General features: G+C 66.3%; 11 protein-coding genes. 5 read left to right on the top strand and 6 right to left on the bottom strand.

Going from position 1 to position 14,857, the window contains the following annotated elements:
- Position 1: 1 nt before the first annotated feature.
- Positions 2-259: a cell division topological specificity factor MinE gene (gene minE, locus AC3IR9_RS05710; RefSeq protein WP_489294625.1), complete on the top strand. Its 258-nt coding sequence runs from the start codon at positions 2-4 to the stop codon at positions 257-259.
- 55 nt (positions 260-314) lie between these two features.
- Positions 315-800, top strand: coding sequence for a hypothetical protein (locus tag AC3IR9_RS05705; protein WP_489294624.1), 486 nt, complete (start codon positions 315-317; stop codon positions 798-800).
- A gap of 542 nt (positions 801-1,342) precedes the next feature.
- Here AC3IR9_RS05705 and AC3IR9_RS05700 read toward each other — a convergent pair.
- The 3 genes from AC3IR9_RS05700 to AC3IR9_RS05690 all read right to left on the bottom strand — a co-directional run bounded on the left by AC3IR9_RS05700 (position 1,343) and on the right by AC3IR9_RS05690 (position 7,257).
- The gene (locus AC3IR9_RS05700) at positions 1,343-2,584 is read right to left on the bottom strand and encodes a DUF819 family protein (protein ID WP_489294623.1); all 1,242 of its coding nucleotides are present in this window, start codon (positions 2,582-2,584) and stop codon (positions 1,343-1,345) included.
- Between the two features lie 219 nt (positions 2,585-2,803).
- Positions 2,804-4,867, bottom strand: a complete 2,064-nt coding sequence (locus AC3IR9_RS05695; protein WP_489294621.1) for a dipeptidyl-peptidase 5 — start codon at positions 4,865-4,867, stop codon at positions 2,804-2,806.
- 419 nt (positions 4,868-5,286) lie between these two features.
- A complete protein-coding gene (locus AC3IR9_RS05690; protein ID WP_489294619.1) occupies positions 5,287-7,257 on the bottom strand; it encodes an OPT family oligopeptide transporter in 1,971 nt (656 codons plus the stop codon).
- A 183-nt stretch (positions 7,258-7,440) separates the two neighbouring features.
- Here AC3IR9_RS05690 and AC3IR9_RS05685 point away from each other — a divergent pair, with 183 nt between their 5' ends.
- Together AC3IR9_RS05685 and AC3IR9_RS05680 are read left to right on the top strand one after the other, a co-directional pair.
- The gene (locus tag AC3IR9_RS05685) at positions 7,441-8,625 is read left to right on the top strand and encodes an acetyltransferase domain-containing protein (RefSeq protein ID WP_489294618.1); all 1,185 of its coding nucleotides are present in this window, start codon (positions 7,441-7,443) and stop codon (positions 8,623-8,625) included.
- A gap of 150 nt (positions 8,626-8,775) precedes the next feature.
- Positions 8,776-10,548: a peptide MFS transporter gene (locus AC3IR9_RS05680; RefSeq protein WP_489294616.1), complete on the top strand. Its 1,773-nt coding sequence runs from the start codon at positions 8,776-8,778 to the stop codon at positions 10,546-10,548.
- 57 nt (positions 10,549-10,605) lie between these two features.
- On the opposite strand, the gene AC3IR9_RS05675 is transcribed toward AC3IR9_RS05680, so the two are convergent.
- Entirely contained in the window at positions 10,606-12,591 is a 1,986-nt protein-coding gene (locus AC3IR9_RS05675; RefSeq protein ID WP_489294614.1) for an alpha/beta hydrolase family protein, read from the bottom strand.
- Positions 12,592-12,732: 141 nt separating this feature from the next.
- Entirely contained in the window at positions 12,733-13,368 is a 636-nt protein-coding gene (locus AC3IR9_RS05670; protein WP_489294613.1) for a LysE/ArgO family amino acid transporter, read from the bottom strand.
- A gap of 134 nt (positions 13,369-13,502) precedes the next feature.
- Between AC3IR9_RS05670 and AC3IR9_RS05665 the strand changes: the two genes are divergently transcribed.
- Entirely contained in the window at positions 13,503-14,411 is a 909-nt protein-coding gene (locus tag AC3IR9_RS05665) for a LysR family transcriptional regulator ArgP (protein WP_489294612.1), read from the top strand.
- A gap of 6 nt (positions 14,412-14,417) precedes the next feature.
- Here AC3IR9_RS05665 and AC3IR9_RS05660 read toward each other — a convergent pair whose 3' ends face one another.
- Positions 14,418-14,843 carry a hypothetical protein gene (locus AC3IR9_RS05660; protein WP_489294611.1) on the bottom strand — a complete coding sequence of 142 codons (426 nt, stop codon included), beginning with the start codon at positions 14,841-14,843 and terminating at the stop codon, positions 14,418-14,420.
- Between the last annotated feature and the right edge of the window lie 14 nt (positions 14,844-14,857).

Genomic DNA, 14,857 nt, shown 5'->3' with positions numbered 1-14,857 from the left:
CATGGGACTGTTCGATTTCCTGAACCGGAAGAAGACCACTGCCGAAACGGCCAAGAACCGCCTGCAGATCATCATCGCGCAGGAACGCAGTCATCGTGGCGGCCCGGATTACCTGCCGCTGCTGCAGCGTGAGCTGCTGGAAGTGATCAAGAAGTACGTGAACATCGATGCGGACGCCGTCAGGGTGGATCTGGTGAAGGACGGGGAGCACGATGTGCTCGATATTTCCGTAGCCTTGCCGGAAGGCCCGCAGCAGTAAAGCCGTCATCGCCCCTTCCTGTCGGGAGGGGGCGATGCAAGAAAGAAGCGCATGCATGACCACTGATGTTTCCCACGCCGACGCGCAGGTGACCTGCGTTGGCGATATCCATTTCGAGGATGCGCTGGCCCTGCTGGCGTCCCATGCGTTGCGCCTGCACCGCGTGGCCGATGGCGCGCCGATTCCAGGCAGCTACTGGGGCGAGCCGGAGGCGGGGATCATCGGCAGCGATGTGTACGTGCGCGATGACACGCCGGTGCATTCGATGCTGCACGAGGCCTGCCACCTGATCGTGCTGCCGCCGGAGCGACGCGCACTGGTGCATACCGATGCGACCGATTCGGTGCCCGAAGAAGACGCAACCTGTTACCTGCAGATCGTGCTGGCCGGGCAGTTGCCGGGCATGGGCAGCGATCGTCTGATGCTGGACATGGATGCGTGGGGCTATACCTACCGCCTGGGCTCCACGCGCGCGTGGTTCGAGCAGGACGCAGAAGATGCGCGCGCCTGGTTGATCGAGCGTGGGTTGTTGGCCGCTTAAGAGCCTTTTGAAGCGCTTCTGTTCGCCGTCTGCTTGAGGCGCGAGGGAGGGGTATCCCCCGGCGGGACACGCGTGAACCCATCCATGGGGCTCATCGCAGCATCCATGCTGCTCATGGTCCCGCCGGGGGATACCCCTCCCTCGCGCCCCTGTTCTCTGCTGCGACCGGATCGATAAGCACAGAGCAGAACACTCAAGAGCAAAGAAGAGCAACAGCGCGTATTGCGCTACCGCCGACGCGTTGAAAGACGCTACATGCATGCGCTGTGTGTTCTCAATAAGAGAAAGAGAGCCAAGCAAAACGGCTCACACCACCTGTCTGCATGCAGCGCGCGACCAAGCGCCACCTGCTCCTGCTCTACCCTTCCCACCGCCCGCGTCGACCTGTCTGGGTGCGGGACGGCAGGGGGCAGCGGGGCCTTGAGCAGCATGGATGCTGCGACGAGCTCCACGGACGGATTTACGCGTGCCCCGCTGCCCCCTGCCGTCCCGCACCACGTCCCTCAGCAACAAAACGCTAAAAAGAGACGCAGAAAAATAAATCACTGCCCAGCCATCGCCCGCAACGTAATCCCCACGATGTAAGCCAGATAGGTTCCCGTCGCATACCCCATCGTCCCCAGCAACACCCCCACCGGGGCCAGCGAAGGATGGAACGCAGCGGCCACCACCGGCGCCGACGCCGGCCCACCGATGTTGCTCTGCGAACCAATGGCGAAATAGAAGAACGGCACCTTCAACACCCGCGCCAACGCCCACAGCAGCACGATGTGCACCGCGATCCAGATGATGCCCAGCAGGAACAACCACGGCCGATCCAGCAGCGCCAGCAGATCCATCTGCATGCCGATGCAGGCAATCAGGAAGTAAAGCAGCAGCGAGCCCAGCTTGGATGCCCCGGCCCCTTCCAGCGTGCGCGCCCGGGTGAAACTCAACGCCAGCCCGCACGTCGTGGAAATCACCACCACCCATACGAACGGCGCATCCAGGCTGAACTGCGACGCCCACGCCACGTGCCCCTTGAACCACGCCGATACCGGTCCGGCAATCGCGTGCGACAGCCCCACCGTGCCAAACGCCACCGCCACGATCAGCATCAGGTCGGTCAGGCTGGCCACGCGCTCATGTTCGCTCTGGAACTTCTCGATGCGCGCTTTCAACGCATCGATGCCCGACGTATCGGCACCGCTGCGTGCGTCGATCTTCGCCGAGCGCCCGGCCAGGAAGATCAAGGCCGCCATCCACACATACCCCACCCCCACATCGACCACCGCGAACTGGCCGAAGGTGGTGGCGTTGACGTCGAACACCTCGCGCATCGCCAGCATGTTGGCGCCGCCGCCGATCCAGCTGCCGGCCAACGCCGCCATGCCCGCCCAGGTATCGCCGGCCACCGTTTCCGGGTGCAGCCACTTCATCAACTGGAAGGCCACCACCGCCCCCAGCATGATGCTGAAGGAAGCACCGAGGTACATCAGGATCAACTTCGGGCCGAGCCGCAGGATGCCCTTGATGTCCACGGCCAGGGTCAGCAGCACCAGCGCGGCCGGCAACAGGATGTCGCGCGCGACCGGGTTGTACAGGTGCGTGTTCTGCCCGTCGATCAACCCGAACGTGTTGTAGATGCCCGGGATCAGGTAACACAGCAGCAGCGCCGGCACGACCGAGTAGAAGCGCTTCCACAGCCCCTGCTGGCGTGAAGCGGTCCAGAACACGGCGCCCAGGGTGGCGGCGATCAGGCCGAAGACGACGATGTCGTTCTGGATCAGGGCGGGTGCTTTCACGAGAAGGGAATGCCTGGAGTGGGGGCGTGGAACGGACGGTCGCAACGCGCCGTAGAGCCGACCGTTGGTCGGCTACCGGAACACCGCCGCATCGGTGCACTCCGGGGGCGGTGGAGCAGCCGAGCAGCGGTTGGTTCGACGGGCAGCCGACCAACGGTCGGCTCTACGAGGAAAGGCGATGACAAAACGCCGCCCCGTAGGGCGGCGTCATCATCGGACTTATTCCCCGATGTGCTGCTTCAGCCAGCCGTTGACGGTGTCATGCCACTGCACGCTGTTCTGCGGCTTGAGCACCCAGTGGTTTTCGTCCGGGAAGTACAGGAACTTGGACTCGATGCCCTGGCGCTGGGCGGCGGTGAACGCGGCCAGGCCCTGCTCGACCGGGATGCGGTAATCAAGCTGGCCGTGGATCACCAGGATCGGCTTCTTCCAGTCGGACACATGGTTGACCGGGTTGAATTTCTCGAAGTTGGCCGCCTTGTCGTACGGCGTGCCGCCCTGCTCCCACTCGGTGAACCACAGCTCTTCGGTGGCGTAGCCCATCATGCGCTGGTCGAACACACCGTCATGGTTGACCAGGCACTTCCACGGCTGGTTCCAGTTGCCGGCGATCCAGTTGACCATGAAGCCGCCGTAGCTGGCACCCAGTGCGCAGGCCTTCTCACCGTTGAGGAAGGAATACTGCTTCTGCGCGGCGGCCCAGCCCTTCTGCAGGTCTTCCAGCGGGCGGTCGCCCCAGTGCTGGCTGATCGCGTCGGTGAATGCCTGGCCGTAACCGGTGGAGCCGTGGAAGTCGATCATCACCACCGCGTAGCCCTGGCCGGCGTAGGTCTGCGGATTCCAGCGGTAGCTCCAGCCATTGCCGAAGCTGCCCTGCGGGCCACCGTGGATCAGGAAGGCGACCGGGTAGGTCTTGCCTTCCTGGTAGTTGTACGGCTTGACCACGTAACCGTGCACGGTGTCGTTGTTCCAGCCCTTGAACTCGAACTGTTCGTAATCACCGAAGGCCACGTCGGGCAGCATCTGCGAGGCGCTCGGGGTGATCTCGCGCGGGCTGCTGCCGTCGGCGCTGGCCACCACGATCTGGTCGCCGCTCTTGAGGCTGTTCTTCGTGTAGGCCAGGGTGGTACCGGCGATGACCGGCGAACCGATGCTGCCGCCTTCGGCCACGACCGTGGCCTTGCCGGTGGCGATGTCGATGTTGAACAGGCGGTGCTCGCCCAGGTCATCGGCGCCGGTGAAGAAGCTCTTGCCGTCGTCGGACAGCACGATCTCGCCGGCCGAACGATCCCATGTCGGGGCGATCTCGTGGGTCTTGCCGGTGGCCAGGTCCAGCGCCATCACGCCGTAGCGGTCGGCTTCGAAGCCCGGGCGCTTCATCGCGCGGTAGTACAGGGTCTTGCCATCGGCGCTGAACACCGGGCCGGCATCCCAGGCCGGGTTGGACGCGGTCAGGTTGCGCGGCGCCTGCTTGCCCTCGGCATCAAGCTGGTACAGGTCGAAGTTGGTCGACCACGGCTCCTGCTTGCCGGCCACGCGGATCGCGGCGACCACGGTCTTGCCATCGGGCGACCAGGTGAAATCGTCATTGCCGCCGAACGGCTTGGACGGCGCATCGCCGGCCAGCGTGGCGCTGATGGCCGAGGCGCCCTTCACCGCGCCGGCCTTGGCCGCCGGCAGCGGGGCGACGAACAGGGTGTTGCGGCGGCCATCGTTCCAGGTATCCCAATGGCGCACGAACAGGTTGTCGAACACCTCACCGGTGTTCTTGCGCGCCTTGTGTGCGTCCAGCTTCCGGCTGGTGCAGGCCAGGTCCGAACCGCAGTCCTGGAACACGCCGCTGCTGAAAGCCACGCGGTCGCCCTGTGGGGCGACGTGGAAGCTGTCCACATCAACCGGGAAGTCCGTCAGCTGGCGCGGTGCGCCACCGGCGACCGGCATCGCATACAGCTGCTGGCTGCCGGCCTTGGCGCTGAGGAAGTAGACGGTCTGGCCATCGGCCGACAGCGCGGCCGAGTTGACGTTCCAGCCAGCCGGGGTAAGCGGCTTGGGCGGTGCGGCATCGCGGGTGAGCAGGTTGCGGATGAACAGGCCGGTGCTGGCCTTGCTGTCGGCACCGACCACGCGCTTGGCGAAGATCACGTTGCCGCCGTCGGCGGTGAGCAGCGGGGCCGAGACCCGATCCAGCGCGATCATGTCGCGCACATCCAGGCCACGCGTGGCGGCCAGCGACGGCAGCGCGGTCAGCAGGCACAACGGCAGCAGGGCGTAACGAAGTTTCATCGGGGTCTCCGCAGGACGGCAAAACGCCGATGGTAGGGCCGCAGGGGTGGCCGGTGCAAAGGCCATGGGTCATGGTCGGATGGGGAGGTCGGGCGGCGTCGTTGGGGTGTGCCGCGAGCGTTGGGGCCCCTTCGCGGCCGGCGGGTCCTTGGCAAAATAAAGGAGGAGGTCGTCGCCGCAGGCGTCGGCCGGGGGACATTTGCGCAAGGGCCTGCCGGCCGCCAAGGGGCCCCGCAAGCTCGCGTTGCAACCAAACGAAGCCGCACACGCCCGCGGCTATCGCCCGTTGCAGTGAACCGCTTCCCTCAACGGGGGAAAGAACCAAAAAAAATGCCGCGATCCTCAACGGAATCGCGGCGTTCTTCTTACGTGGACAGCATTACGCCAAAGCGTAGTCTTTCAGGGAAGCGCTCCCCCGATCAGACCTTGCCGCCCGAATGCTTGCCGGTGCGGTAGATCAGCCAGCCCACCACGGACAGCACGGCCAGGCCGATCCACTGCGCGGCCGGCAGGTGGAACGGCAGGGCCAGCACGTCGGCGCGGCTGCTGACCACGATCGGTACCGCGATCGCGATGCCCATCAGCGCCTCGCCGGTAATCAGGCCGGCGGCGAACAGCACGCCCGGCTTGTGCACGCGGTCGCGGCCTTCTTCGTCATCGGCGCGCACCTTGTGGAAGCGCTCCACCAGGTAGGAAATCAGGCCACCGAGGAAGATCGGCACCATCAGTTCCAGCGGCAGGTAGATACCGATGGCCGCGGCCAGGACCGGCACGCGGAAGCGCGCGTTGCGCGACTTCAGCCAGCTGTCGAACGCGATGATCGCCGCGCCCACCACCGCGCCGATGCCGATGAAGGTCCACGGCAGCTCACCGCCGAACAGGCCCTTGGCCACCGACGCCATCAGGTTGGCCTGCGGTGCGGCCAGCGCGTTGGGATGCAGGTCGGTCTTGACGCCGATGCCATAGGCGGTGGCCAGCAGGTTCAGCACCGGGGCCATGATCAGTGCGCACGAGAACGCACCGATGCCCAGCATCAGCTGCTGCTTCCACGGCGTGGCACCGACGATGTAGCCGGCCTTGAGATCCTGCAGGTTGTCGCCACCCACCGCCGCCGCGCAGCACACCACCGCGCCGATCATGATCGCCGCGACCGCGCCCAACGGGGCACCGCCAACGCCGACCGGCTTGAGGCCGTCGGCGCCCAGCAACACCACCAGCACCGCCGAGGCGAACAGGATGGTGGAGATGGTGATGCCCGACACCGGGTTGTTGGACGAGCCGATCAGGCCGGCAAGGTACGCCGACACCGACACGAACAGGAAGCCGGCGACGATCATGATCAGCGTCATCGGGATCGACACGTGCCACTGGCCGACGATGGCCTGGTACAGCGCCAGCAGCGGCAGGGTGAACACCACCAGCGCCACCAGCATCCACTTCATCGGCAGGTCGCGTTCGGTGTGCGCCAGCGCCGGGCCGCCGCTCTTGCGCGCGGCGGCGAAGCCGCTCTTGACCCCGCTCAGCAGCGACTTGCGCAGCGAAATCAGCGTCCACACACCGCCGATCAGCATCGCGCCGACGCCCAGGTAGCGCATTTTCGCGCCCCAGATGGCGAACGCGGCTTCGGTGGACGACACCGTGGCGAGCGAGGCGGCCAGCGCCGGATCGGTGTTCATGAAGAACGCCTGGTACAGCGGAATGGCGATGTGCCAGGTGAGGATCGAGCCGGACACCACCACGATGCCGACATTCAGGCCGACGATGTAGCCCACGCCCAGCAGTGCCGGCGACAGGTTGGTGCCGATGAAGGCGGTGATCTTGGAGCTGCCCACGTAGGCCGAGGTGGCCCACGCATCGGGGATCAGCCGCAGGCCGCTTTCGGCGGCAAGCTTGACGAACGCACCGATCACCGCCGACACGGCCAGGATCTTCAGGCCCGGACCGGGGTTCTCACCGGCCTTGAGCACTTCGGCGGCGGCCTTGCCTTCGGGGAAGGGAAGCGGGTCTTCGACGATCATCGAGCGCCGCAGCGGCACCGAGAACAACACACCCAGCAGGCCACCGAGGCCGGCAATGCCCAGCACCCACCAGTACTTGAAGTCCGGCCAGTAGCCCATGATCACCAGCGCGGGGATGGTGAAGATCACACCGGCGGCGATCGACGAGCCGGCCGAGGCACCGGTCTGCACGATGTTGTTTTCCAGGATGGTGCCGCCGCCAAGCAGGCGCAGCACCCCCATGGAAATGACCGCCGCGGGAATCGCGGTGGCGATGGTCAGGCCTGCGAACAGACCGAGGTAGGCGTTGGCGGCCGACAGAATCACCGCCAGCACGATGGCAAGCACCACCGCGCGGAAAGTGAGCTGGCGTGGCGCAGCGTCGTTGTTCATGAAAGCCCCTGCTGGCAAAAAATCCCCCTCACGCTAGCGTTCATGTCCAGGCAAGTCCAGTGCAGGTAGTGCCGGGTTCTACCCGGCAACCGGGCGCTGCGCGCGCCCCCGGGCATCACTGCACGCGTACCGCCGTCTTCGGCAAACCCATCGGCTGCGCATCTTCTCGCAGCCTAAACTGTTATGTTATATCTCATCATATTACGCACAGGGCCGCCCGTGGCTGCGACGCTTCCCCGCCTGACCTCCATCGACCAGCTACGCGGCACCGTGATGGTGCTGATGCTGCTCGACCACGTGCGCGAGACCTTCTACATGCACCAGCAGGTGCCGGATCCGATGCTGGTGGACCAGACCGAACCGGCGCTGTTCGCCAGCCGCCTGCTGGCGCATCTGTGCGCGCCAGTGTTCGTGCTGCTGACCGGGCTGTCGGCGTGGTTGTATGCCAGCGGCCAGCCGGATGGACGCCGCGCGGCGTCGGCGTTCCTGCTCAAGCGCGGCCTGTTCCTGGTGCTGCTGGAACTGCTGGTGGTCAACTTTGCCTGGACCCTGCAGTTCCCACCGAGCGTGGTCTACCTGCAGGTGATCTGGGCGATCGGGCTGAGCATGATCGCCCTGGCCGGCCTGCTGTGGCTGCCGCGCGGCGTGCTGGCGGCACTGGCGCTGGCGTTGATCGCCGGGCACAACCTGCTCGATGGCGTGCGCGTGGATGGCAATGCTCCGCTGGCGGTGCTGTGGAAAGTGCTGCACCAGCGCGACTGGATCGAGATCGGCGGCGCCCTGCGCCTGCGCACTTCCTACCCGGTGCTGCCGTGGATAGGTGTGATCGCCCTGGGCTGGGTGATCGGGCCGTGGTTCGCGCGCGCGGGCGCCGCGGCGGCCCGGCAGCGGCGGTTGCTGCTGGCCGGTAGCGCGGCGGTGCTGGGTTTCGTGCTGCTGCGTGCGGCCAACGTGTATGGCGACACCGCCTGGCAGGCGATGGGCAGCGGCGGACAGACGCTGATGAGCTTCCTCAACGTCACCAAGTACCCGCCGTCGCTGCTGTTCCTGCTGCTGACCCTGGGCATCGGGCTGTTGCTGCTGCGTCTGTACGAGCATCCCGGCGTGGCGCGCGCGTTGGCGCCACTGGCCACCATCGGCGCGGCGCCGATGTTCTTCTACCTGCTGCACCTGTATGTGTCGAAGCTGCTGTATGTACTGGCCGAGACAACGTGGGGGGCCCCCCATGGCGGGTACTTCGCGGTGAATCAGGTGGCCACGCTGTGGGCGATCACCGCCGTGCTGGCGCTGGCGTTGTATTGGCCCACCCGCGCGTTTGCGCGGTTGAAGGCGCGGCGGCGGGACGTGGCGTGGTTGCGTTATTGGTAGCGGGTGTCACGACCGTCTGTCGTGACCTGCCGGGATCGTCACGACCAACGGTCGTGACCTACCCGAAGGCATCCGTTCCGCCCTGTCCGGCAAGGCCGGGGCCATAGGACGCGCCTATACTGCCGGCCTTGTCCGCCGGCCCAGACTCCGATGACCGCAGCCGCCCTGCCCGCCCCTGCTTCGACCGCCACCGACGATTTCCTCGGCCATCCCAAAGGCGTCTACGTCTGTTTCTTCACCGAGATGTGGGAGCGGTTCTCGTTCTACGGGATGAAGGCCCTGCTGTTGCTGTACCTCACCAAGTACCACCTGTTCGGCGACAAGGCCGGGCTGGACCTGCTCGGCGCCTACGGTGGCCTGGTGTACTGCATCCCGGTGTTCGGCGGGCTGCTGGCCGACCGCTGGCTGGGCATGCGCAAGGCGGTGGTGTTCGGCGGCGTGCTGCTGGTGCTGGGCCATCTGGGCATGGCGTTCGAAGGCCATGCGGCGACCCGTATCAACGGTGAGATCGTGCGCGATGACGCCGCGCTGGGCATCACCTATCTGTCGCTGGCGCTGATCATCATGGGCGTGGGCTTCCTCAAGCCCAATATCTCCACCATCGTCGGCAAGCTCTATCCGGAAAACGATCCGCGCCGCGATTCGGGCTTTTCGCTGTTCTATGCCGGCATCAACCTGGGCGCGCTGTTCGCCTCGCTGGTGTGCGGTTTCCTCGGCGAAGCCTACGGCTGGAAGTACGGTTTCGGCGCGGCGGGCATCGGCATGGTGATCGGCCTGGCGATGTTCCTGTGGGGCCAGAAGTACCTGCAGGGCCACGCCGAACCGTCCGACGCGCCGGCCCTGCGCCAGCGGGTAATCGGGATGCGCCGCGAATGGTTGATCTATGTCGTGGCCGTGCTGGGCGTGATTCCGGTCGCCGCGCTGATGTGGGCCGCGGCCAATGGCGCGTTCGCGCTGGGCGGCGAAATCAGCCTGGCGTTGATGCTGATGATCGTGGTGCTGGGCGGCGTGCTGGTGTGGTTTGCCTGGTTCACCGGCACCCGCTGCACGCCGGTGCAGCGCCAGCAGATGATCGCGCTGATGGCGTTGATCTTCATGGCGCTGGTGTTCTTCACCCTGTACGAGCAGACCTACGGCTCGTGGGTGACCTTCACCGACCGCCTGTTGACCAAGGACCTGGTGCCGTCACTGGTGATCCGGGGCGGTACGCCGTTGCCGTGGTCGATCGCCTCGCTGCTGCTGGCACCGCTGGGCTTCGTGGTGGCCGCGCGCCTGTCCGAACGCAACCCGGCCTCGTCGGCGCCGCGCAACCTGTTCATCGCCATCGTCGCGCTGATGCTGGTGATGCTGGTGCGCGACTGCCTGGTGATTCCGCAGACCGCCGGCTCGCTGACCTACCTGGGCGGCCTGTTCCTGGTGGTGCTGGCTCCCCTGTTCGCGGTGCTGTGGGCGTGGCTGGACAAGCGCCGGCTGGACCCGTCCAAACCGCTGAAGTCCTCGTTCGGGCTGATCTTCGCCGCGCTGTCGTTCGTGCCGTTGGCCCTGGCCGCCCAGCACGTGGGCGCGACCGGGCAGATGGCCAGCGTGTGGTGGCTGGTGCTGGCCTACCTGATCCTGGAGATCGGCGAGATGTGCCTGTCGCCGGTGGGCCTGTCGGCGGTGACCCAGCTGGCCGCGCCGCGCGTGGTCAGCCTGATGATGGGCACCTGGTTCCTGGCTACGGCGTTCTCGGAAACCCTGGCCGCGCTGTTCGGCAAGCTGGCAGCCATCGAGGTGCCCGAGGGCGAGACGATGAACATCGCCGCTGCAGCGGCCAGCTACGAGCACCTGTTCTGGCTGCTGATGTGGATCGGCCTGGGTTGCGCGGCGGTGGCCCTGGCCTGTTCGCCGCTGCTGAAGAAGATGATGCACGGGGTGAAGTAGAGCCCGGCAGCCATGCTGCCGGACCATCGGGGCCCCTTGGCGGGGGCCCCTGCCCGCTTATGGCGCTTTGTCGCCCGTGCTGGCGGCAGTGGCCGAGGCGGTCTGCCCGCCCAGGCTGCGGGAAAGGAAGGCCAGCAACTGGGTGTAGTACTCACGGCGATGCGGATCGGTGTAGAAGCCGTGGCCCTCGGTGGGGTAATACAGCGACTGGACCGGTACGCCGGCCTTCTTCAAGGCCGCTTCCATGCGCTGGGTGTGCTTGATCGGGGCGCGTTCGTCCTCGCCACCGGCGGCCAGGAACACCGGCACCTTGATCTGCGATGCCAGGTTCACCGGCGACACCGCGGCAAGCTTCTGTGGATCGCCGATCCATTCCTTCAGGTAGGTTTCGCCCGAACCGCGGCGCTGGATGTCACCGGTGGTGAACATCAGCGGCAGGTCGTAAACGCCAACATAACCGGCGGCGCACTTGTACAGGCCGGGCTCCCGGGCCGCGCCCATCAGTGCGGCATAGGCACCGTAGCTGGCGCCGTAGATGCAGATGCGCGACGGGTCGGCGTGGCCCTGGGCGATCGCCCAGCGGGTGGCATCGGTGATGTCATCCTGCATGGCCGCGCCCCACTGCTGCGCGCCGGCCTGGTGGAAGGCACGGCCGTAGTTGCCCGAACCGCGGAAATTGACCTGCAGCACGGCGTAGCCGGCCGCCGCCAGCAACTGGGTTTCGGTGTCGTAGCTGCCTTCGTCGAACACCCCGAACGGACCGCCATGGGGCATCACCACCATCGGCAGCTTGCGCGCGTCACGACCGGCCGGAACCGTGAGGAAACCCTGCAGGTCCAGCCCATCGCGTGCTTTTACCGCCACCGGCAGCACCTTGGCCGCTGCGCGTGCATCGACCCAGCTGCTGCGGCTGATGACGTGGTCGGCCTTCTTGGACTCGGTGTCGAAGAGGTAGAAATCGCCGGGATTCTGCCCCGACCAGGCCTGGATCAGCAGCTGCTTGCCGTCGCGGGTGCTGGAGGTGATGAAGATCGCATCGCCACCGAATGCCGCTTCCAGGCTGCGGTACAGGCGCGCATCGGCCGAGGTTTCGTCGAAGAAGCGCGTGCGCGGCTTGTCGCCCAGGTACAGCGCACCCACCGGGATTGCGGTGCCCGGGCGCACGATCACCCGGTTGAGGTCGACCTGCGGGTCACGCAATACGGTGGCGCGCTGGCCGGTGGCCGGATCCCACGACACGATCGCATCCGGTCCCTGCGGCTGCTCGGAAATGAGGTAAGCCAGGGTGTTGTCGGCCGAGAAGCCGATGGCCTGTTCGATCCGGCCATTGAGGGCTTCATCGTTGACCAGCTTCCAGTTGTCGCCGCTGCCCTGGCGATAGTAGAGCTTGTTGACGTTGTCGGTGCCGGCGCCATGGGCGAAGCGCACCTGGCCGTTGTTGTCGCTGACAAAATCGGCACGACGCACCGGCGACATGGCGATGGACTGGCGGCGGCCACTCATCACGTCGAGGCGGTCGACGCGGGTGAACGGATCGTCCTGGAACGGCCAGACCGACACCAGTACGGTGCGGTCGTCCTGCGGCAGGTCGTCGAACATGAAAGCGGCCACCGCCTCGACCTTCTTGGGCTGGATGCGCGTGCCCGGCCCATTGCCCTGCACCCGGTAGCCCACCAGCAGCTCACCGCGGCCGCCATCGGCGTTGATGCCATACAGCTCGCCGGTCGGGCGCGGCATGTCCAGCGTGCCGATCTTCTCCGACAGCCCGATCAGCACCCGCTCGTTGTTGACCCAGTTGAAATCCGACGCATGGTTCTTCGCCGGTGGCACGAAGGAACCGATGACCTTGCTGTCCGAGCGGCGCAGGATGGCCAGCCCGGTGCGGTCCTCCAACGGAACCGTGGCGGCGAAGTACCTGCCGTCCGGTGAAATCTTGATATCGGTGAAATCATCGCGCTTGAGATAGCGCTCCAGATCCACTGCTGCGGCCTGACCGGCCACCAACCCCATGGCGATCATCGCCATCCATGCTGACTTGCGCATCCTTCCCCCCGTTCTCCAGACACCTTGTCCGGCTGCGCGATTCTAGACAGAAGCAGGAGCGGGCTGCCAGTGGCACGCGACAGAAAGAAAAATGGCACCGCGAACGGTGCCATTTAAGGAATGCATTGATGGAGAGAGAGATCAATGCACGCCGCGGAACGCCAGGCTGAGGGCCAGGATCGAGAGGATCACCGCAATGGTGCCGTCCAGGATCCGCCAGGTCTTGGGTTTGGTGAACAACGGGGCCAGCATGCGCGCGCCCAGGCCCTGCGCGGTCAGCCACAGGCAGCTGGCGGTGACAACACCGGCCGCGAAGGCCATGCGCTCGTTGCCGAAGTTTTCGGCGATCGAACCAATCACCATCATGTCCAGCCAGAAATGCGGGTTGATCAGCGAGAAGCCGACCGCAGCGGTCAGCACCGCGCGCCGCGAGCTGGTGTCGTTGTCGTCCACCTGCATGCCGCCGCCCCCCGCCAGTGCGCGTCGCGCCGACTGCCAGGCGTACCAGACCAGGAAGGTGACGCCGCTCCACAGCACCACGGTGGTCAACCACGGCAGCGCCTTGGTGAGGGTGCTCAGGCCGGCCACGCTGGCGAAGATGAAGATGGCGTCGATCGCCGCGCAGGTGGCCACCACCGGCACGATGTGCTTGCGCAGGATGCCCTGGCGCAGGATGAAGGCGCTCTGCGCACCGACCACCGCGAACAGGCCGATGCCAGCCGCCGCGCCACTGAACCATGCGGCCAGACCGGGGCCGCCGGAGATGATGGAGAACATGGGGTACCGCCTTGTAATACTGGGGGAGCGGTGCCTCGCCAAGGCGTACAGCACCGGATGGCGTGTATTGTCGCGCTGCAGCATTAAAAAGTAGAGCTAAACTTACTTAACCATCTTTAGCAGGACTTAAGACGATGCGTATCGACCATGCCCAGCTCCGCGCCCTGGCCGCGGTGGTCCGCGAAGGCAGCTTCGAGCGGGCCGCGCAATCGCTCAACGTCACCGCGTCGGCGGTCTCACAGCGGATCAAGGCGCTGGAGGACCGGATCGGGCGGCTGCTGGTCAAGCGCTCCTCGCCGGCCGTGGCCACCCCCGAGGGCCAGGTGCTGGTGCAGCTGGCCGAGCAGACCGCGCTGCTCGAGCACGATGCCCTGCACCGGATGGGCATTGCCGACGAGGACCTGCCGCACGCCAGCATCCCGGTGGCGGTCAACCACGACAGCCTGGAAACCTGGTTCCCCGAGGCGGCGTTGCAGTTCGCCCGGCAGACCGGTACCACCCTGGACCTGCGTTCGGAAGACCAGGACCACACCGTGGCGCTGTTGCGCCAGGGCGCGGTGCTGGGTGCGGTGACCACCCTGGACGAACCGGTGCAGGGCTGCCAGATCCACGCGCTGGGCAGCATCCGCTACGCCGCCACCTGCACCCCGGCCTTCCATGAGCAGCACTTCGCCAAGGGGGTCAACGCGCAGTCGCTGGCGCAGGCGCCGGTGCTGGTATTCAACCGCAAGGATGACATGCAGGCGCGTTTCGCCCGCCGCCTGGCCGGCAACGACCTGCCGCTGACCGCGCCGACCTGGTGGATTCCCTCGACCCGCGCCTTCGTGCAGGCCAACCTGGGCGGGCTGGGCTGGACCATGAACCCGCTGCCGCTGGTCAAACGGCACCTGGACGCCGGCCGGCTGGTACACATGAAGCAACGCGCCTGGGAAGACGTGCCGCTGTACTGGCAGCACTGGAAAGGCGATGTCCAGACGATGGCGCTGCTGACCCGCGCGGTGCTGGCGGCGTCGGCGACGCTGGTGCGCAAGAAGCGCGCGTAGCGCCGATCAGCGGGCGCCGTCGCCCACCCGGCCGTCCACGATATGCAGCTTGGCGCGCACGATGGTGGCCTCGGCTCCCTTGCGTTCAGGGGTGATGTTCAAGCCGAACACCGCATCCAGATCCACCGGGCGCAGCGCGAAATCGGTGATTTCCTTCGGTGTGATCGGCCAGGTGAAACGCACCGACTGGCCCGGCGCCAGGGTCTGCAGGTCCTTGAGCATCAGGCCGTCGACCGGATTGCGGCGCAGCTGCTTTTCCTTGCCCGAATGGCGATCCACCAGGCGCACGGCCGGCCCGCGCTTGCGCAGGAAGGCCACCGGCAGCGCCACCGCGGTGCGGCCGCCATTGCGCAGTTCCAGCTCGACGCGGACGTCTTCCCCAAGGAAACGGCATTGGGCATCGTCGATGCAGCGGGCGTGGAGTTCGATCATGGGGGCAGGTTCCG

The organism is Stenotrophomonas sp. GL_101, assembly GCF_057835675.1.
The sequence above is the reverse complement of the archived record's forward strand: the minus strand, read 5'-3'. Positions and strand labels throughout refer to the sequence as shown.